We start from the raw sequence: 19637 nt of genomic DNA, 5'->3' as shown, positions 1-19637 counted from the left end.
CATGGAGCCTAAAGCCAACACCCTACGGAAACACAAGACAACGGGAGATGTTCATGACCTGGGAATATGCGCTAATTGGGTTAGTCGTCGGTATCATTATTGGTGCTGTAGCCATGCGTTTTGGTAATCGTAAATTACGCCAACAGCAGGCATTGCAGTACGAACTGGAAAAAAATAAAGCTGAGCTGGAAGAGTACCGCGAAGAGCTGGTGAGCCACTTTGCCCGCAGCGCTGAACTGCTGGATAACATGGCGGACGATTATCGTCAGATCTACCAGCATATGGCGAAAAGCTCCAGCAACCTGCTGCCGGGTATGTCACCGGAAAATAATCCGTTCCGTAATCGTCTGGCAGAGTCCGAAGCGGGTAACGATCAGGCGCCGGTTCAGATGCCGCGTGACTATTCTGAAGGCGCATCTGGCCTGCTGCGTAGTGGCGCAAAGCGCGACTAACTGCACATCGTTAAGAAATTTATTGGGCGCAGCAATTGCGCCCTCCGCTTCTCTTCCTGTCCCAGCTATTATTTAGTCGTTAGCCTCATTGTGACCAAACCGAAAATTCAATAACATCAAACTGTTTTGAATCATCTTCCGTTTACTCAAGGTACGAGAGCAGGATCCATGAAAAAACAAACCCAGCTGTTGAGTGCATTAGCGTTAAGTGTCGGGTTAACTCTCTCGGCGCCATTCCCAGCCGTAGCGTCGATTCCCGGCCAGGTTCCCGGTCAGGCTGCGCTCCCCAGCCTCGCACCGATGCTGGAGAAAGTGTTACCTGCCGTGGTGAGCGTAAGGGTCGAAGGCACCGCCGCTCAGGGGCAGAAAGTCCCGGAAGAGTTCAAAAAGTTTTTTGGTGATGAACTTCCCGATCAACCTGCACAACCTTTTGAAGGGCTGGGTTCCGGGGTCATCATTGATGCCGCCAAAGGCTACGTCCTGACCAATAATCACGTCATCAATCAGGCGCAAAAAATCAGCGTTCAGCTTAACGATGGCCGTGAGTTCGACGCTAAGCTTATCGGCAGCGACGACCAGAGCGATATCGCTCTGCTGCAAATTCAACACCCCAGCAACCTGACGCAAATTGCCATTGCCGACTCCGACAAACTCCGCGTCGGTGATTTCGCGGTGGCCGTGGGTAACCCGTTTGGTTTGGGGCAAACGGCCACCTCCGGCATCGTATCGGCTTTAGGTCGCAGCGGGTTGAACCTGGAAGGTCTGGAAAACTTTATTCAGACCGACGCCTCCATCAACCGGGGTAACTCCGGCGGCGCGTTGCTTAACCTCAATGGTGAGCTGATTGGCATTAACACCGCGATTCTGGCCCCCGGCGGCGGTAGCATCGGTATTGGTTTTGCGATCCCGAGCAATATGGCACGTACGCTGGCGCAGCAACTGATGCAGTTTGGTGAAATCAAACGTGGTCTGCTGGGAATTAAAGGCACCGAAATGACCGCCGATATCGCCAAAGCGTTCAAACTGGACGTGCAGCGCGGCGCGTTTGTCAGCGAGGTTCTGCCTAACTCTGGCTCCGCAAAAGCAGGTGTGAAGTCTGGTGACGTCATTACCAGCCTCAACGGCAAACCGCTCAACAGCTTCGCCGAACTGCGTTCACGCATAGCGACAACCGAACCAGGGACCAAAGTCAAACTGGGCCTGCTGCGTAACGGTAAACCGCTGGAGGTTGAAGTAACCCTGGATACCAGTACATCATCGTCCGCCAGCGCGGAGATGATTGCTCCTGCGTTGCAAGGGGCTACGCTCAGTGACGGTCAGCTTAAAGACGGCACCAAAGGCATCAAAATTGATAACGTTGAAAAAAGCAGCCCAGCCGCGCAGGCCGGTCTGCATAAAGATGACATTATCATTGGCGTTAACCGCGATCGTGTAAACTCGATCGCCGAAATGCGTAAAGTGCTGGAAACGAAACCGTCGATCATTGCTCTGCAGGTAGTGCGTGGTAACGAGAGTATTTACCTGCTCCTGCGTTAACGCATGCAACCGGACATCAGCCCCCCGTGTGATGTCCGGTAAACTCGTGATATGCTGCTGCCGTTCCCTTTATTAATGACGCCGCCATCATGTTTGTGAAGCTTTTACGTTCGGTCGCGATTGGTTTAATCGTCGGCGCTATTCTGCTGGCCGCGATGCCCTCTCTGCGAAAAATAAATACGCTTACCGCGCCACAGTTCGACAGTGCAGATGAAACGCCCGCCAGCTATAACCCGGCGGTTCGCCGTGCAGCGCCTGCCGTCGTTAACGTTTATAACCGTAGTATGAACAGCACAGCACATAACCAGCTTGAGATCCGCACACTCGGCTCAGGCGTTATCATGGATCAGCGCGGCTATATCATTACCAATAAGCACGTCATTAATGATGCCGACCAAATCATCGTCGCGTTGCAGGATGGGCGTGTATTCGAAGCGCTGCTAGTGGGTTCTGATACGTTAACCGATCTTGCGGTGCTGAAAATCAACGCGACTGGCGGACTGCCGACAATTCCAATTAATAACAAACGCGTGCCGCACATCGGCGATGTCGTCCTCGCCATTGGTAACCCGTACAACCTTGGGCAAACCATCACTCAGGGGATTATCAGCGCCACCGGTCGTATTGGCCTGAACCCGACTGGACGGCAAAACTTCCTGCAAACGGATGCCTCCATCAACCACGGCAACTCCGGCGGCGCGTTGGTCAACTCGCTGGGCGAGTTAATGGGTATTAACACGCTGTCATTTGATAAGAGCAACGATGGCGAAACCCCGGAAGGGATCGGCTTTGCTATTCCGTTTCAGTTGGCAACCAAAATCATGGATAAGCTGATTCGTGACGGGCGCGTGATTCGTGGCTACATCGGCATCAGCGGTCGCGAAATTGCGCCACTGCACGCCCAGGGCGGCGGGATGGATCAAATTCAGGGGATTGTAGTTAACGAAGTAGCCCCAGACGGTCCGGCAGCACAGGCTGGAATTCAGGTTAACGATCTGATTATTTCGGTCAATAACAAACCGGCGGTATCTGCGCTGGAGACCATGGACCAGGTGGCAGAGATTCGCCCTGGTTCGGTTATCTCTGTTGTCGTGATGCGTGATGACAAGCAGTTGACGCTGCAGGTAACGATTCAGGAATACCCGGCTACAAACTAAATCACAAACGAAATGATGTAAAAAAACCGGAGATAGCTCCGGTTTTTTTATGCGTCAAATTCGCGATATTTGTAGGACGGATAAAGCGTTAAACACCGCCATCCGGCCTACATAAAGGCGTTATTTAACGAACTCTTCACCCAGGGTGATATCTTTCTTCAGCGTATCCAGCATACCTTCCAGCGAGCTCTGCTCAAATGCGCTCAGCTTGCCGATAGACTGGCGTTCTTCTACGCCGTTTTTACCCAACAGCAGCGGCTGAGAGAAGAAGCGAGCATACTGGCCGTCGCCTTCAACGTAAGCACATTCAACCACGCCTTTTTCGCCGCTCAGCGCGCGAACCAGTGACAGGCCGAAACGTGCTGCGGCCTGACCCATAGACAGAGTTGCAGATCCGCCACCGGCTTTAGCTTCCACAACTTCAGTACCCGCATTCTGGATACGTTTGGTCAGGTCAGCCGCTTCTTGCTCAGTGAAGCTCACGCCAGGGATTTGTGACAGCAGCGGGAGAATGGTCACGCCAGAGTGGCCGCCAATAACCGGGACTTCAACGTCACCAGGCTGCTTGCCTTTCAGTTCCGCAACAAAGGTGTTGGAGCGGATGATGTCCAGCGTGGTCACGCCAAACAGTTTGTTCTTATCGTATACGCCTGCTTTTTTCAGCACTTCTGCAGCGATAGCAACGGTCGTGTTCACTGGGTTGGTGATGATACCGATACATGCTTTCGGGCAGGTTTTAGCAACCTGCTGCACCAGGTTCTTCACGATACCGGCGTTAACGTTGAACAGGTCGGAACGATCCATACCCGGTTTACGTGCGACACCCGCAGAGATCAGTACCACATCAGCACCTTCCAGTGCAGGGGTAGCGTCTTCGCCGCTGAAGCCTTTGATTTTCACAGCAGTAGGGATATGGCTCAAATCAACGGCCACGCCAGGCGTTACTGGAGCGATGTCGTACAGGGAGAGTTCTGAACCTGAAGGCAGTTGGGTTTTTAACAGTAATGCTAGCGCCTGACCGATACCACCAGCAGCGCCGAGGACTGCAACTTTCATCCTAAACTCCTTATTATATTGATAAGCAAAGTGTCTATTGCTCCGCGGCGGCGACCTTAATTCACAAATCCAACGAATACAACAACCACGCGTCAAGAATGCGTAGTCACGCAAATTTGGCTTTTATGCATTTAACTTACGTAAAATAAAACCTAAGTTACGTAATTCAAAACCACCCGCACAGTAGAGCAACTTTCCAACAGGTGCTGACAATATACCCTACCCACCTCTCAAAACAACATCAATTTGATAACATTTAATTTACTTTTAACCTTATTTGCGAGCCGTGACACAGGCATGTTTCTTGATAACGAAATTTGATAAAATTCCGCTCTTTCATAACATTATTTCAGCCTTGAACAAGGCAGACTGTTTGCATAAAAATTCATCTGTATGCACAATAATGTTGTTTCTACCGCCATATTACGGGTGACTTATGCGAAGCTCGGCAAAACAAGAAGAATTAGTAAAGGCGTTTAAAGCGCTGCTTAAAGAAGAAAAGTTCAGCTCTCAGGGCGAAATCGTCCTCGCGTTGCAGGATCAGGGCTTTGATAATATCAATCAGTCCAAGGTTTCTCGCATGCTGACCAAGTTCGGCGCCGTGCGTACCCGCAATGCGAAAATGGAAATGGTGTACTGCCTGCCGGCAGAGTTAGGGGTACCTACAACATCCAGTCCACTGAAAAATCTGGTATTGGATATCGATTATAACGATGCAGTTGTGGTTATTCATACCAGCCCTGGCGCTGCTCAGTTGATTGCACGTCTGCTGGACTCATTAGGTAAAGCGGAAGGGATTCTGGGTACAATTGCCGGTGACGATACCATCTTCACCACCCCAGCTAAGGGTTTTACGGTAAAAGATTTGTACGAAGCCATTCTGGAACTGTTCGAACAAGAACTGTAATACTTCCTCCCCGTCGCCTCGCGGCGGGGGAAAAACCTCTGTATCCACCCTCCTCCCTCTATTATCCACTGTCATTGATTTAACAAATGGTGCGTTTAACCGTCAAAAGTCATTCACATAGCGAATATGAAGAGTTAAAAACGCACATTTTGCAAAAATACATATCTCAATGATTTAATTGAATTTATTATAAAACCGATGTTTAAAACCCTATTTTTAATTCTGTTTGGTTATAAAAAATATTTTTCTTAACACTTAATCCGCACAGAAACAATTAGCATGGTATTAATTTATCGAGTGATTAGTGTATACTTGATTTTGTGATGAGGGTCACGAAACGCAGACCCCAATAAAAGAATTCGACGAGGTAAATATCATGAAAATCAAAACAACTATTGCAACCTTAAGCCTTCTTTCTGTTCTCTCTTTCGGTGCAAGCGCCGCAGTGACTCAGGTGAACTCACAAGAAGCACAGAACCTGCAATCCATGGGCAGCATCTCCGTATCTCAGATCGGTAGCTCACCAATGGACATGCGTCAGGCCATCGCCGCTAAAGCTGAAAAAGCGGGTGCCAGCAGCTATCGCGTCACCGAACTCCGTGAAGGCGCTCACTGGCACGCGACTGCAGAACTCTACAAATAAACCCTCGTCGTCTAGTCCGACGACTTGCCCCCGCCTGCCGGGGGCTTTTTTATGCCTTACATTGAGTGACGAACGTTAAAGCGCAGTTGTCCTTCCAACTCTTCTTCCGCTTCATCGAACAGTAAAATCAGTGCGCCGTATCGCCTGCGTAGCTTGTCCGGCAAATGAACAAATTCAATCTCCAGCGGCAGCGGTAAAACGTCCCCGATAACCACCTCCCACAGAGAATCTAAATCAACCACCTTTTCCCGGGCGAGACCGAACGCGCGCGTAAACTCACGGTAGAAATCCCCCTGGTCTTCTATCTCGTCAAAATCAAATGTATAGATGTTCATCTATAGCCACCATCCCGACGCCAGTCACTCTACAGACCATCAATATGCAGGAACCTCCTGCATTTTCAGGTAAGTATAGCCATAAAAAAACCGACGCCTTTAGCGTCGGTTTCCAACTCTTAATTACTGGTTAGCGCATGCTGGTATTTGTGCAGCATCCCGCTAAGTCGTTTTACCGGCTCGGTCACCTGCGGTGGCGCTTGCCAGATGATTAATTTCTCCTGATAGATCTCAAGCTCTTCCAGCAACTGGCTAAAGTAGCGTCGGCGCTTGTCGTCGTTTCCTGCGGAAATCACGTGATCCGCAGTGCGACGAAGCTGGCGATGGAACGTGGATAGATCCTCGTTTACTGGTATCGGCGCATCGCGCAGGCGCTGATGCGCAATGATCATCGTCAGCGCCAGGCGAAACTTCGCCAGGTCGCCGGGAAATTTGTTCATCAGCAAAAACAACTGCTGATAAAGCGCCGGGAGATGGTTTTCTTTACGACGTACCACGTTGGTGGTCATCGCTGAAACCGCCGCCGAGACAAACTGGTTGAGCAACACGCGACCCGTTCTGTCACGAGAGTTATCGCGCACCAACAAAATGACGATAAATGCCAGCACGCAGCCAACAATTTGCCCCAGCGCACTGTCAAGGAACTGGCTAAAGTGGAAGGTCATCGGGTTATCCAGCACGATGATATTAATAGTGCTGGCCAGCGCCCCCATCGATCCCAGCCGTCGTTTCTGTACCTCTATACCCAGAAAGAACCCCAGCACCGCCAGGCTCAGGCACAGTAACAACATGCTTTGTTGCGTATTGGGGATAATCACCAGGAAATAGAGCGCCCCGAGCGGTAACGCCGCCAACGTACCGTAAATAAAGTCTATCGCCACCATGCGCGGGTTGGGCAAACGCATTGCCAGCGAAGTGACAACCGCAATCATCACCATTGCGCCGCTGCCGGAGGTCCATCCGGTCCACAGCCAGAATAAGGTTCCCAGCACACAAGAAAGCGTGGTGCGCCAGAAGTTGACCATCGCATGATGGCGCTCGGCAGACTCCACCTTCACTACTGGCTCACCTTGCAGGATCTCTTCTTCCGTGGCGCTAATTTTGGTATTACTCAGTACACCGCGTTTGAGCAACAGGTAGCGCGTCGCGGCGCCTGCCCAACTATATATCGTGATCGGCGTTTCGCGTTCGCCGGTCCAGGCAATCACCCGCCGCATCCGCTTCAACTGTTTATGAACATCCTGCACCGTTTCAACCGGCATATTGAACAACTCGCGGAAGGTATCAGTGATCAGTTCGGGTCGAGTGTTCTGAATAAGATAGGTTTCGCAGGACTGCGTGATGAGCGTGAGTGACAGCGTGTTCAATGCTTTGAGTCTGCGGTTAGCCCGCCCCCAGCGTGAGGACTCCATATTCAGGTTACTTCGCATGCCTTCCAGTGCCGCCGTACGCCGGACTAAATCGCCCCAGGCTTTGTCCACTTCTTCACTGTCACCATGCTTAATGCACAGCTGCATAAGCTGATACTGCGCCACCAGCAGGCTGTCCAGTTCGACATCAATCTCCTGTTTCACCGAACGGGGCGAAAAGAGCAGATCGGCCACAATAGCACAGACAATCCCCATCACTATTTCACTACAGCGTTCGAGCGCAAATTGCGGCGTCAGCAGCGGTTCAGCCTGGATGGTAATGACGATGATCAGCGCCGTATAGCCCGAAAGTCCCCAGGCATAGGAGTTTTCGATCTTCACAAGCGACGAGATCCAGGTACAAAAACCGGCCCAGATACAACACACCAGGATCATCAATAACGGGGCGCGGATCATGCTGATGATAATGATCAGTGCAGCAATACAGCCGATAAATGTCCCAACAATACGCAGCATGCCGCGATAGCGTATAGCACCAGAATAGGGCTCTCCGCCAGCGGCAAAGGCCGGGCCAGCCGCCACAATGGCGGCGGTCAGCACTGCCCAGCGCGGGGTCTCAAGTTGGAAGTGAAAGCCAACGAACAGCGCCAGTACAATCGCGCACGCCAGTTTTACCGCAAAGCGGATATGCTGGTTGGCAATAGAGAAAATGCCCATCACGATTAGCCAAACTCGCGCAGGCGGTGCGCCATTTTACGGAAGAAGGATTCCCGGCTTGCGTCGCGATCCTGCTTGCCGGTAATGACGACGGTAGCCGTAGTCCCCGCAGGCCACAGGGTGCCCTGCTGCTCATCAAGACGAATTCGCACCGGTACACGCTGCGCCAGACGCACCCATTCAAGATTGGAATCAATGGTCGCCATACCCTTTGCGTCCCGCGTGCTGCTGGCATTCGTTACGCCAGCCGCCACGCTATCAACGGTGCCCTTCAGCACATGATTACTGCCCAGCGGGGTGATCTCTGCGCGATATCCAGGGCGGACGCCTTCCAGCTTGGTTTCTTCCATATAGGCCAGCACATAAAAAGAATGCTGTTTGACCAACGCCACCGCCGTAGAGCCGCGAGTAATAAATTCGCCGCTGTAGACGTTCAGGTTAGTCACCCAGCCATCTGCTGGCGCGCGAATGACGGTACGTTCCAGATCTAATTTCGCCAGGTCGCGGGTCGCCTGCGCTTTCGCAAGCTGGTGTAATACGGTTTGCAGGACATTGTTTGACTGGTCGATCTCTTCACGAGACATAGCCTGCACGCCCAGCCGGTTACGACGGCTGGCCTCCTGGCGTTTTTCCTGTGATAACACCTGATAGTAGGCGACGTCTGCTTCCGCTTCTTCGAGCGCTTTTTTATAGCGCGGCTGATCGATGGTAAACAGGACCTGGTCTTTCTTCACCAGTTGATTATCATGAACGTTGACGTTAGTGATAAGCCCGGCGACATCCGGGGCTATTGCCACAACGTCGGCGCTGAAGCGCGCATCACGCGTCCACGGCGACTCGGTGTAGAACACCCATGCGCGGAAAATGGCGATGAAGGCCAGAATGACCAGTACGAGAGTCGTGGCCGTACGGGAGAGTTTTCTTGTTAGTGTTTTCACTTCAACCTCAAACGAACAGGCGCGTTATTAAATAGAACAGGCAGCAATACAGCGCGGTGTTAAACAGAGCCGGGTGCCAGACAAAATCATAGATGCCAGTTGGAACCAGTACCCGGCGCACCAGCCAGAAAATCGCCAGTGACAAAAGTAATTCGAAAAAAATCGGTGGGAAGGACAGACCAAACACCACGATAACGGGAAACAGACTCATGTTGACCTTGGTAGCTTAAGAGAGTGCAGGTGATAGATTTTCTAGCGTATGTCACCGCAGAGAAGGGCAAGGATGAGCCAGGCGAGAGCGACATAGCTGTTATTTGAATAATAATATATTAACGTAACTGTTATGCTGTTATCTATATTATGTGATCTAAATCACTTTTAAGTCAGAGTGAACAATGGAACGATTAAAACGTATGTCGGTGTTTGCCAAAGTTGTCGAACTGGGCTCCTTCACCGCCGCCGCAAGACAGTTACAAATGAGCGTTTCATCGATAAGCCAGACGGTCTCTAAACTGGAAGATGAGCTACAGGTCAAGCTGCTAAACCGCAGCACACGCAGCATTGGGCTAACTGAAGCCGGTAAAATTTATTATCAGGGTTGCCGCCGGATGCTGCACGAAGCACAGGATGTTCACGAGCAGCTTTATGCCTTTAACAACACGCCCATCGGCACCTTGCGCATTGGCTGTTCTTCAACCATGGCACAAAATGTCCTCGCTGGGTTGACCGCAACGATGCTGAAAGAGTATCCAGGATTGACGGTAAATCTGGTAACAGGCATCCCAGCACCGGATTTAATCGCCGACGGTCTGGACGTGGTTATTCGCGTCGGCGCGTTGCAGGACTCCAGCCTGTTTTCACGTCGCCTGGGAACTATGCCGATGGTGGTCTGCGCCGCTAAAAGCTATCTCGCTCAGTTTGGCGTGCCGGAAAAACCCGCCGATCTCAGTAACCACTCGTGGCTGGAATACAGCGTGCGCCCGGATAATGAATTCGAACTTATCGCTCCGGAGGGGATCTCTACTCGCCTGATCCCAGAAGGGCGCTTCGTGACTAACGATCCGATGACGCTGGTGCGCTGGCTGGCCGCAGGCGCGGGCATCGCCTATGTGCCGCTGATGTGGGTGATCAATGAGATCAATCGTGGCGAAGTGGAGATCCTGCTGCCCCGCTACCAGTCGGATCCACGTCCGGTCTATGCGCTGTATACCGAAAAAGACAAACTACCGCTCAAGGTCCAGGTGGTGATTAACTATCTGACGGATTATTTTGTCGATGTGGCGCAGCTGTTTCAGGGGATGTACGGCCGGGGCAAAGAGAAATAAAAAAGCCCGGTAGCGCTTTGCTTACCGGGCCTACATTCAGTGCCAACGCACATTCCAGGCCGGATACGCTGAGCGCTATCCGGCGACCGGGTCGTTACGCGGTGCCACCTACGGTCAAGTTATCCACCTTCAGCGTCGGCTGGCCCACGCCCACCGGCAAGCTCTGTCCTTCTTTACCGCAAACGCCAACCCCGTTATCCAGTTTCAGGTCGTTACCCACCATCGAAATCTGCTGCATCGCTTCGATACCGGAGCCAATCAGCGTTGCGCCTTTCACCGGTTTGGTCACTTTACCGTTTTCAATCAGATACGCTTCGGACGTCGAGAATACAAATTTCCCGGAGGTGATATCCACCTGACCGCCGCCAAAGTTAGGCGCATAAATACCGTATTCAACGGATTCGATGATTTCCTGCGGCGTGGATTTCCCCGGCAGCATATAGGTGTTGGTCATACGCGGCATCGGCAAGTGCGCGTAAGATTCACGGCGACCGTTACCCGTTGGCGCTACGCCCATCAGGCGCGCATTCAGTTTGTCCTGCATGTAGCCTTTCAGAATGCCGTTTTCGATCAGCACGTTGTACTGACCCGGTGTCCCTTCGTCATCGATAGCCACGGAACCACGACGGTCCGCCATTGTGCCATCATCCACAACGGTACACAGTTCTGATGCCACCAGCTCACCCATGTGACCGCTGAATACCGAGGTGCCACGGCGGTTAAAATCACCTTCCAGACCATGACCGACCGCTTCATGCAGCAGGACGCCAGGCCAGCCAGCGCCGAGTACCACCGGCAGCGTACCAGCAGGCGCTGCTACCGCGGACAGATTGACTAACGCCATGCGTACGGCCTCTTTCGCCCACGCGTCGGCACGGACTTCACCATCGAGGTCGCCAAGGAAATAGTCATAGCCAAAACGACCGCCGCCACCGCTAGCGCCGCGCTCACGCTTACCGTCCTCTTCGACCTGTACGCTTACGGACAAACGTACCAGCGGGCGGACGTCAGCGGCCAGCGTACCATCAGTCGCGGCCACCAGGATCAGTTCATAAACACCGGTCAGGCTGGCGGTCACTTCCTGGACGCGTTTGTCGGCGGCACGGGCCACGTTGTCTACGCGGCGCAGGATATCGAGTTTTTCTTCGCGGCTCATGCTCTGCAACGGATCAACCGAGGTGTAAAGCGCCTGATGCTCCACGGCCCCCAGCGTTTTTACTTTGCCGTCACCGTTGTCACGCACGATAGTACGCGCGGCATGAGCGCTTTGTTCCAGCGCCAACAGGCTAATCTGGTCTGCATAGGCAAACCCTGTTTTCTCGCCGCTGATGGCGCGCACGCCAACGCCCTGATCGATATTGTAAGAACCATCTTTAATGATGCGGTCTTCTAAAACCCAGGATTCGTGATAGCTCGACTGAAAATAGAGATCGCCGTAATCAAGACGGCGTTCGGCCAGTTGGCCCAGGATGGCAAACAGATCCTGATGTTTCAGGCCATTTGCCGCTAGCAATTGTTCACTTACCAGGTTCAGACTCATCGTTTTGATTACTCATTTAATTCTGCCGGATAGCGGAAAAAAACGCCTTATCCGGCCTACGTTGTTAGGCTGCTGTAGGCCGGATAAGCGCTGCGCCATCCGGCAATACTATGTACTGAGATTGGGGCAATTACTCGCCCCCGTCAAATCATTGCTGGCTTTCTTTGCGCGGCTGACGCAGAACTTCGTTAATTTGCGGCTTATCGACCGGACCGGTGATGCGATAGCGCAGAATCGAGACTTTGCTCCACAGCGGCCCCAGCACCTTACTGGCGGCAAACACCGCCGCACCAACAATCGGGTTGACGGCAAACGCGGCGGCAACCCCTACGGTGGCAGAAATTTCTGGTGCGACGATGGCTTCCATGTCCAGATCCCGGCGTACCAGGTTCACCGAACCTTTCATCGCAATGTCGGCTTCCAGACCGTCCACCAGCGTGTCGTCGGTATGCATCACGCCATCTTTGATCCACGCCGTGCTGCGAATCGAGTCAAAATAGAAGCCTTCGCTGAAGGTGTCGCTAAAATCAAAGCGCAGTTTACGCAGTAACGCATCGAAGCTTAGCAGGCGTAACAGTTGCCCCGCATGTCCGGTACTGAGTTCGGTAAGTTCGCCTTTGCCCAGCCGGGTACGCAAAATACCATTCAGCGAGGCTACATCAGGATCCCACGGCGGATTACGCCAATGCAGATCATACTCCACGTTGAAGGAAGAATTGCGAATCGGCGTTGATACGCCAAAGAAACCGGCTGCGGAGTCAATTTTATTGCCGCTCAGTTTACCCTTCAGCGACGTTCGCTCCTTGCCCGGCGCATTCACCCACACGCCGTCGGTGGTCAGTCTGGCAAAACCCGTATCCAACAGACCGTTACTCAAGGTCAGCGTGTCGCCTTTAATCGCTACATCGGCGTCAATGCGCCCGTATTTCTGTCCCCACATCCAGCACTCGGCACAGCGCAGTTGAAGGTCCGGCCAGCCACGGAAGCTGACGTTGTCGATGGCTGAGAACGGCGAGGCTGGCGTACTATTTTGTGACGGTTTTGCCGCGCTTGGGTTGTAATAAAGATACTTAATATTGGCCAGCCACGGCGCATTATTGCGCATAGCCAGCGTGGCGTTAATTTCACGGCCCTGCGCCTGCACGGTGGAGCCATTGCTCGCAGGCTCAGAAACGATACTCAAATTATTCCACTGTTGACCGCCCAGGGATAACGATGGCGTACGCACCGTGATGCGCTGCGGGAAGTTAGCGTTGCTGCCCACGTTATCCACAGCGCCTTTCTGGAATAACGCCAGCCATTGCGCGCCATCCATAGGGGGAAGATTAAGCTCTATGCCTTGTTGATCGGGTAACGCTGGCACGGTGCGGCTTTCCGACGCCCAGATTGCGCGGTCAAGCGTCAGTTTCTGATTCAGCAGCCAGCGGCTATTAAAATGATTTTTACTGCCAGCGTTGCCGGTCAGATCAAAGCTGCGCAGATTGCCGTTGGCCTTAACGTTCACCGGCAACGCCTCACCGGCCGCCTTATTCAGCGGAGAAGGTAAGTGACTACTTACATTCTTGAGGTCGCCCTTTAACTCAACGTTGTAGGTCGGCCCGGCATGATACGGAAGATCGATTCCTACCTTGCCATTCCACGCTATGCTACCATTCAACGCGTCGTTGACCTGCGTCGGTAAAATCCCCATGCGGCTTGGCTGCCAGTCACCTTGCAGATTCACGGCTACCTGATAGGCTTTCGCCCCTTCGGTCGTGGAAAAGTCGACGTTCAGCGGCTGATTAAACCAGTTCGCGATCATCGGCTCACTCTTCAGATCACCGTTGATAAAGCTGAATTTACCATTCAAATTCTTCAGCGTGCTGTCGAGCGGTTTAATAAACAGGCTGTTATTACGCAGGTTGACGTCACCTTTGGCGGTAACCAGCGAGCCGTCTAACGGAATATCAAGATGTAAGCGAGCATTCACATCGCCGTCAATCTGCAACTGCTCAAGCGTAGCGCCGAGTGAATCCTTCAATGGCGTCTCATCAAAATAAGGTCCGACCGCCTTGCCCGGCCCGTTGATGTCGGCATCAATCAGCAGTTTTTCTTTGGCATAGTCGGGGATGTTAGCCGTCAGATTACTGGCCTTCACACCGCCCAGATTAACGCTATCGGTCTTCATCCACAGACCGTCGTTAATGAAGTTCAGTTCAATATTAAGGTCAGTCAGCGCGGGCCAGTCGGGCTGGAAAGCAAACTTCGCATTGCGAAGCGGCACCAGTACCTGGAACTGCCCTTCATTGTGTAGATACGGGAACAGATGCGGGTCGCCGCCATACACCAACGTGGCGTTATCCGCTTCGCCGCCCTGAATAGCGCCGCTGAGGTAATCAACAAGCACTTTGCCCATCAGGTTTTCCGGGAAGTAACGCCAGGCCTGAGAGCCATCGTCGGTGCTGATACCTGCCAGAATGCCCAACCATGGCTCATCATTGGCGGGCTGCAGATAGCGAAAACCACCACGTGCGCGTACCGCTTTCGCTTTAACATCAATGTTGCGCCCATCTAACTGGAAACCTTTATCATTCTTCAGCCAGCTTAGCGTCGCTACGCCATCCTCTATTTCCAGCGGTGCGCGAAAGACGGTTTCATACGGCATTTTAGCTTGCTTCATGGAAGCAGTGAGCGCCCCGTTTTCAACGCTGCCCGCGAGCGTACCGGAGAAATGTTCTGCCCCTGGCAGCAGCTTCCACTGTTTCCAGGCCAGATTGGTCCACGAGGACTGGAAGCGAGTTTTTTCTGTTGCCTGTAACGGGATATCCAGCGCCAGCACATCTATTTTGCCGCTCGGCTGCGTGGCCCGCCAGATATCACCCAGCGCAGGCGATAACTTGGCCGCCATCGGACGCAGCCCTTCTAACCCGGCCAGCTCCAGATTGCTGGCGCGGATGCGTAGCTCGTCGCTGCGTTTGTTATTCTCGCCGCCGACTTCCTGTTCAGGGATCCAGGCCAGCGTTAACGCCCCGCTTGGCCAGGGTTTATCATCCATCGTGATACGGGTATCGGGAATGGAGAATTGCCAGCCCGACTGTTCGCGGCTGATGTGCGCTGTCAGGTTATCGACGGAGAGCGTGTGCGTACGACTCTCTCCCAGCCAACTTGCCCCACCTTTTTTCAGCCAGACATCGCCGCCGGAAACGACACCTTTTCTGATCGTCATCCATGCTTCCAGGCTAAAACGCGCGGTTTGCAACGCGACATTATCCTGCATCCATTTACCCAGCCACGGCTTGACGTCAATATCGTCGGCCTGCAGCCAGACCCGACCGTTATTCAACAGCCCGTTGTCATCACGCAGATCCATTCGAACCTGCATAACACCGTGCTGCCCGGTCAAACTGGAGAGACTGACCTGGCCTTCAGCACGATGTCGGTTTTTACCGTTAAGCCAGGTAAGCTGCGGGATCGCCAGTTCTGCACGCTGGCCTGAGAGGGTTAAAAAGCTAATCTGGCTGTCGCGTAGATCGAAATGATCAAACTGACGCAGGAAGAGATCGCTCAGGTGGCCGGCTTCAATTCCATCACCGCTTTCGCTGCGCTGGATGGGGGTGTTGGTACGCAGCTGCAACTGCCAGAAGGTGAGATCGCGAAACTGCCAGCGCATGTGCAGCAAGCTTTGCCAGACATCCAGCGCTAATGTAACGCGCTTTACCGAAAATTCACCGCCATCTTTAAGCTGCGCATGGATATCACGCGCTTCAAGAGTAGGGCCGAAATTTTGCCAGCTAGCGGAAAATTGGCTGGCGGAGACGGGCAGACCGGTAGCGGATTCAATCTTGTCAAGGATGGCCGGACGCCAGCTATCAAGATGAGGCAGCGCAAGGCGCAGCCCACTGACCAGCAGCGCTGCGATGACAACGAATGCGGCTCCAGTGAGCAGTAATATCCCCGGCAATCGCCTCACGCGCCTCTCCTTGTCTACCAAAAAATGTGACTCACAAAACCGTCTTGCCGGATGGCGGCGTGAACGCCTTCTCCGGCCTGCAAGGTATCGCCATTAGGCGTTTACCAGGCCAGATTACATCATGACAACGTCGAACTGCTCCTGGTTATACAGCGGTTCGACTTGTACTTTAACCTGTTTGCCGACAAAGATTTCCACTTCCGCCAACGCATGTGACTCTTCACCCTTCAGGGTTTCAGCCACTGCCGGAGATGCATAAACCAGGAAACGATCGGAGTCATATGCATGGTGTACCCGCACGATTTCGCGCATGATTTCATAGCATACAGTTTCCACGGTTTTCACCGTACCGCGCCCATGACAGGTCGGACACTCGTTGCACAACACATGCTCCACGCTTTCACGCGTGCGTTTGCGCGTCATCTCCACCAGGCCCAGCTGAGAAAAACCGTTGATGCTGGTTTTTACGCGATCCTTGCTCAGCGCCTGTTCCAGAGAGTGCAGCACCCGTCGACGGTGATCTTCATTATTCATGTCGATAAAATCGATAATGATAATGCCGCCGAGGTTACGCAGACGCAGCTGACGAGCAATGGCCTGCGTTGCTTCAATATTAGTATTAAAGATAGTGTCGTCGAGATTACGATGCCCAACAAACGCTCCGGTATTGATATCGACGGTGGTCATTGCTTCGGTTTGATCGATGATCAGATAGCCGCCGGATTTCAGTTCAACCTTACGTTCCAGCGCGCGCTGGATTTCATTCTCAACGTCAAAGAGATCAAAAATGGGCTGGCGCCCGCTGTAATGTTCCAGCTTGCTAGTCATCTCGGGGATATATTCCGCTGTGAACTCCAGCAACGCTTCATAGGTCAGACGAGAGTCAACGCGGATCCGGTCAAGCTGGGCATCGGCAAAATCACGCAACACGCGCTGCGCCAGCGCCAGTTCGCCGTACATCTGGTAGCGCGTTTGCGGGCGCTTTTTACGCTCCATGACTTTAGTCCAGACGCGCTTCAGGTAGGCAGCATCCGAGGCCAGATCCTCCTCGCAGACGCCTTCCGCCGCCGTGCGAATGATGAATCCGCCCTGTTCATCGCAGTAGTCCGCCACCACTTTTTTCAGGCGTTCGCGTTCGGTTTCGCTTTCGATACGTTGGGAAACGCCAACGTGCGAAGCACCCGGCATAAAGACGAGGTAACGGGAAGGAAGCGTGATGTCCGTCGTCAGGCGTGCGCCCTTAGTACCCAACGGATCTTTTACCACCTGCACCATCAGATCCTGGCCCTGGCGCACCAGTTCAGAAATGTCGCGCACGGTGAACTGCTTTTGTTCTTCACCCGCCACGCATTCGGTGTGCGGCATGATGTCTGAAGCGTGAAGAAATGCGGCTTTATCCAGTCCAATATCTACAAAAGCCGCCTGCATACCCGGAAGTACACGACTTACACGACCTTTGTAGATATTGCCTACGATTCCGCGTCGCGCCTCACGTTCAATATGAATTTCCTGCAGAATACCGCCATCAATGTAAGCCACCCGAGTTTCCGATGGCGTTACGTTTACCAACAATTCAGCCGTCATGTTTATCCCTTTTCTCACGCAGTGCGTTAAAATTGGTCAGCAACTCATACGTTTCTACCAGCGGTAAGCCGACTACGGCGTGATAGCTGCCATTGATCTTCCTGACAAAACAGCCACCCAACCCTTGAATACCGTATGCACCTGCTTTATCCATTGGTTCACCGCTGGCAACATAGCCCGCGATGTCCTCATCGGTTAGTGCTCTGAACGTCACATCCGTCACCACCAGACAGTCCAGACTGTGCCGGCGGTCGGCCAATGCCACGGCGGTCATGACCTGATGCGTTTTACCCGACAGTTTGCGCAGCATTGCTGCGGCATGGGCGACGTCGTGTGGTTTTTCCAGCACTTCGCCATTAAGGATAACAATGGTATCTGCACCCAATACCGGCAAATCGCGCTGCGCCAGCGCCACGCCAGCCTGCGCTTTTTCGCGTGCCAGACGCGAAACATACTGCTGCGCGCTCTCCTGCGGGTGTCGCTGTTCTTCAATCCCAGGCACCAGCCGTTCAAAGGTAACACCAAGCTGAGCGAGCAGTTCCTGACGACGTGGAGAACCTGAAGCAAGATACAGAGTATTCATATCAACCTTATTGCACCGCAAACTGCTGACGGACCTTACGCATCAGTAAGAATAGCCATGGCCAAAGCACACCATTCACTACACTACTCCAGAACACTTCGGGTCTGAAAGAGACATTGATCACTAAAAACTCGGCCCAGAAAACAATAATATCCACGACCAGTGATAACAACATGACCACCAGCGCCTGTTGCCAGAGCGCGAGGTTACGGAATAGCTGGAATTTCAGCGCGACCAGATAAGCAATGATACTCATCGACAATGCGCGCACGCCAAGCGTGGAGCCGCTGATGAGATCCAGTATGGCACCCACCACAAACCCCGTGCCCACATTTACGCGATGCGGCAGCGCCAGGATCCAGTACAACAAGATGAGCAGTACCCAGTTTGGCCGGAAAACCAGAATATCGTCCGGCCAGGGCATGATTTGCAGCAACAGTGCAATAAGGAACGAGAGCCAAATCACCCAACGTCCCTGGCTACGATAGCTTGCCACTTACTGTCCTCCCGGCTTACGCGGAGCAGGTTGTGGCGGCGTGGTGTCCGCAGACGCTGGAGTCACGCCTGTGGCGGGAGCTGGCACTGGCGCAGGCGGCCCCATGGCATCTGGTGCAGGCAGAACTTGCGGCATCATTTGCATCAGACGTTCATTGGCAACGCGGTGCACTTCCTCTGGCGTCATCGGATTTGCGCCGTTACGATCGGCGCCCCACAACAGCAGCAGATAACGCAGACGCTGCAGACCTGCGGTCGGGCGTGCCTGAATCACGGTATAAGCGCGCTGAGTGTCCAGCTTAACGGAAGAAACAACACCAACCGGATAGCCTTCAGGGAAACGCCCCCCCAGACCCGAGGTAACCAGCACATCGCCAACGCGAATGTCGGTGTTGGCCGGCAGGTGTTCGAGCTGAAGATCGTCGGTGCAGCCGTTACCGGCAGCGATCACGCGGATATCGTTACGCAGTACCTGAATGGGCAGAGCATGCGTCGCATCGCAAATCAGCAGCACGCGGCTGGTCAGTTTAGCCACCGCTACGACCTGACCCACAACGCCTTTGTCGCTAATAACCGGCTGACCTTCGTAGACACCGTTAACGCTCCCTTTGTCGATCACCACCTGATCGCTGTAAGGGTCATTAACCGTTGAGATGACCTGCGTCACCATCTTTTGTTCGTCCTGACGCAGCGGCGATCCCAGCAGCTCACGCAAACGCGCGTTCTCCTGTTTATATTGCCCCAGCATCAGCAGTTCGCTGTTTTTCAGCAGCAGTTCCTGACGCAACGCCCGATTTTCAAGTTCGAGTTGGTCACGCGAAGCCAGCGTTTGCGAAACGCCGTCGAGTAATTCACGAGGACCATTTGAGATAAAGTAGAAAGGACTGACGGCGGTATCCATGTACGTTCGGATTTGACTAAACGTACCCAGGCGGCTGTCGGCAATAATAACGCCGAGCGCCACCAGCACCGCCAGAATAAGGCGAATCTGTAGCGACGGGCCACGGCTAAAAATTGGCTTCATAGTCTATGCGTATTCTCGTATCAGAG

General features: G+C 53.2%; 17 protein-coding genes. 6 read left to right on the top strand and 11 right to left on the bottom strand.

Features of this window, described 5'->3' with window-relative positions; translation table 11 throughout:
• Window positions 1–53 precede the first annotated feature (53 nt).
• The 3 genes from zapG (at window position 54) to degS (ending at window position 3145) form a co-directional block, all read left to right on the top strand.
• Window positions 54–452 carry a Z-ring associated protein ZapG gene (gene zapG / locus HV302_RS02525; protein WP_003025147.1) on the top strand — a complete coding sequence of 133 codons (399 nt, stop codon included), beginning with the start codon at window positions 54–56 and terminating at the stop codon, window positions 450–452.
• 168 nt (window positions 453–620) lie between these two features.
• Entirely contained in the window at window positions 621–1988 is a 1368-nt protein-coding gene (gene degQ, locus HV302_RS02520) for a serine endoprotease DegQ (protein WP_181626876.1), read from the top strand.
• Between the two features lie 89 nt (window positions 1989–2077).
• Window positions 2078–3145 carry an outer membrane-stress sensor serine endopeptidase DegS gene (gene degS / locus HV302_RS02515; RefSeq protein WP_003025154.1) on the top strand — a complete coding sequence of 356 codons (1068 nt, stop codon included), beginning with the start codon at window positions 2078–2080 and terminating at the stop codon, window positions 3143–3145.
• Between the two features lie 120 nt (window positions 3146–3265).
• Here the strand turns inward: degS and mdh are convergent, their stop codons facing one another.
• On the bottom strand, window positions 3266–4201 hold the full coding sequence (gene mdh / locus HV302_RS02510; RefSeq protein ID WP_008785953.1) for a malate dehydrogenase: 936 nt from the start codon (window positions 4199–4201) through the stop codon (window positions 3266–3268).
• A 436-nt stretch (window positions 4202–4637) separates the two neighbouring features.
• Here mdh and argR point away from each other — a divergent pair, with 436 nt between their 5' ends.
• Together argR and yhcN are read left to right on the top strand one after the other, a co-directional pair.
• Window positions 4638–5108 carry a transcriptional regulator ArgR gene (gene argR, locus HV302_RS02505; protein ID WP_003025162.1) on the top strand — a complete coding sequence of 157 codons (471 nt, stop codon included), beginning with the start codon at window positions 4638–4640 and terminating at the stop codon, window positions 5106–5108.
• 376 nt (window positions 5109–5484) lie between these two features.
• Entirely contained in the window at window positions 5485–5751 is a 267-nt protein-coding gene (gene yhcN / locus HV302_RS02500; protein WP_003025165.1) for a peroxide/acid stress response protein YhcN, read from the top strand.
• A gap of 56 nt (window positions 5752–5807) precedes the next feature.
• Here yhcN and HV302_RS02495 read toward each other — a convergent pair whose 3' ends face one another.
• The 4 genes from HV302_RS02495 to aaeX form a co-directional block, all read right to left on the bottom strand.
• Window positions 5808–6086: a barstar family protein gene (locus HV302_RS02495; RefSeq protein WP_016154709.1), complete on the bottom strand. Its 279-nt coding sequence runs from the start codon at window positions 6084–6086 to the stop codon at window positions 5808–5810.
• 119 nt (window positions 6087–6205) lie between these two features.
• A complete protein-coding gene (aaeB, locus tag HV302_RS02490) occupies window positions 6206–8173 on the bottom strand; it encodes a p-hydroxybenzoic acid efflux pump subunit AaeB (RefSeq protein ID WP_047499757.1) in 1968 nt (655 codons plus the stop codon).
• 5 nt (window positions 8174–8178) lie between these two features.
• Window positions 8179–9111, bottom strand: a complete 933-nt coding sequence (gene aaeA, locus HV302_RS02485) for a p-hydroxybenzoic acid efflux pump subunit AaeA (protein WP_016154711.1) — start codon at window positions 9109–9111, stop codon at window positions 8179–8181.
• 7 nt (window positions 9112–9118) lie between these two features.
• Window positions 9119–9322, bottom strand: a complete 204-nt coding sequence (aaeX, locus tag HV302_RS02480) for a p-hydroxybenzoic acid efflux pump operon protein AaeX (RefSeq protein ID WP_003025177.1) — start codon at window positions 9320–9322, stop codon at window positions 9119–9121.
• 184 nt (window positions 9323–9506) lie between these two features.
• On the opposite strand from aaeX, the gene aaeR reads away from it, so the two are divergent.
• Complete coding sequence (gene aaeR, locus HV302_RS02475; RefSeq protein ID WP_016157586.1) at window positions 9507–10436, top strand: HTH-type transcriptional activator AaeR; 930 nt, start codon at window positions 9507–9509, stop codon at window positions 10434–10436.
• 94 nt (window positions 10437–10530) lie between these two features.
• Here the strand turns inward: aaeR and tldD are convergent, their stop codons facing one another.
• The 6 genes from tldD to mreC all read right to left on the bottom strand — a co-directional run bounded on the left by tldD (window position 10531) and on the right by mreC (window position 19611).
• A complete protein-coding gene (tldD, locus tag HV302_RS02470; protein ID WP_016154713.1) occupies window positions 10531–11976 on the bottom strand; it encodes a metalloprotease TldD in 1446 nt (481 codons plus the stop codon).
• A gap of 148 nt (window positions 11977–12124) precedes the next feature.
• Window positions 12125–15925, bottom strand: a complete 3801-nt coding sequence (yhdP, locus tag HV302_RS02465; RefSeq protein ID WP_181626875.1) for an AsmA2 domain-containing protein YhdP — start codon at window positions 15923–15925, stop codon at window positions 12125–12127.
• Between the two features lie 114 nt (window positions 15926–16039).
• Entirely contained in the window at window positions 16040–17509 is a 1470-nt protein-coding gene (gene rng / locus HV302_RS02460; RefSeq protein WP_003828822.1) for a ribonuclease G, read from the bottom strand.
• Window positions 17499–18092, bottom strand: a complete 594-nt coding sequence (locus HV302_RS02455; protein ID WP_016154715.1) for a Maf family protein — start codon at window positions 18090–18092, stop codon at window positions 17499–17501. The genes rng and HV302_RS02455 overlap by 11 nt, the downstream gene beginning before the upstream one ends.
• Before the next feature lie 7 nt (window positions 18093–18099).
• Window positions 18100–18588, bottom strand: coding sequence for a rod shape-determining protein MreD (gene mreD / locus HV302_RS02450; RefSeq protein WP_047499764.1), 489 nt, complete (start codon window positions 18586–18588; stop codon window positions 18100–18102).
• Entirely contained in the window at window positions 18589–19611 is a 1023-nt protein-coding gene (gene mreC / locus HV302_RS02445) for a rod shape-determining protein MreC (RefSeq protein WP_049283194.1), read from the bottom strand. It abuts the gene before it with no gap.
• Window positions 19612–19637 lie beyond the last annotated feature (26 nt).

The sequence above is a fragment of the Citrobacter sp. RHBSTW-00859 genome (assembly GCF_013729795.1).
GTDB classification, from domain to species: domain Bacteria; phylum Pseudomonadota; class Gammaproteobacteria; order Enterobacterales; family Enterobacteriaceae; genus Citrobacter; species Citrobacter braakii.
This window is presented reverse-complemented; position numbering and strand designations above follow the sequence as displayed.

Bases quoted from the DNA above. Each gene is read 5' to 3' on its own strand.
- rng (WP_003828822.1), bottom strand. From the start codon at position 17,509: ATGACGGCTGAATTGTTGGTAAACGTAACGCCATCGGAAACTCGGGTG.
- degS (WP_003025154.1), top strand. From the start codon at position 2,078: ATGTTTGTGAAGCTTTTACGTTCGGTCGCGATTGGTTTAATCGTCGGC.
- yhcN (WP_003025165.1), top strand. From the start codon at position 5,485: ATGAAAATCAAAACAACTATTGCAACCTTAAGCCTTCTTTCTGTTCTC.
- argR (WP_003025162.1), top strand. From the start codon at position 4,638: ATGCGAAGCTCGGCAAAACAAGAAGAATTAGTAAAGGCGTTTAAAGCG.
- mreC (WP_049283194.1), bottom strand. From the start codon at position 19,611: ATGAAGCCAATTTTTAGCCGTGGCCCGTCGCTACAGATTCGCCTTATT.
- aaeX (WP_003025177.1), bottom strand. From the start codon at position 9,322: ATGAGTCTGTTTCCCGTTATCGTGGTGTTTGGTCTGTCCTTCCCACCG.
- tldD (WP_016154713.1), bottom strand. From the start codon at position 11,976: ATGAGTCTGAACCTGGTAAGTGAACAATTGCTAGCGGCAAATGGCCTG.
- zapG (WP_003025147.1), top strand. From the start codon at position 54: ATGACCTGGGAATATGCGCTAATTGGGTTAGTCGTCGGTATCATTATT.
- aaeB (WP_047499757.1), bottom strand. From the start codon at position 8,173: ATGGGCATTTTCTCTATTGCCAACCAGCATATCCGCTTTGCGGTAAAA.
- degQ (WP_181626876.1), top strand. From the start codon at position 621: ATGAAAAAACAAACCCAGCTGTTGAGTGCATTAGCGTTAAGTGTCGGG.
- HV302_RS02455 (WP_016154715.1), bottom strand. From the start codon at position 18,092: ATGAATACTCTGTATCTTGCTTCAGGTTCTCCACGTCGTCAGGAACTG.
- HV302_RS02495 (WP_016154709.1), bottom strand. From the start codon at position 6,086: ATGAACATCTATACATTTGATTTTGACGAGATAGAAGACCAGGGGGAT.
- mdh (WP_008785953.1), bottom strand. From the start codon at position 4,201: ATGAAAGTTGCAGTCCTCGGCGCTGCTGGTGGTATCGGTCAGGCGCTA.
- aaeR (WP_016157586.1), top strand. From the start codon at position 9,507: ATGGAACGATTAAAACGTATGTCGGTGTTTGCCAAAGTTGTCGAACTG.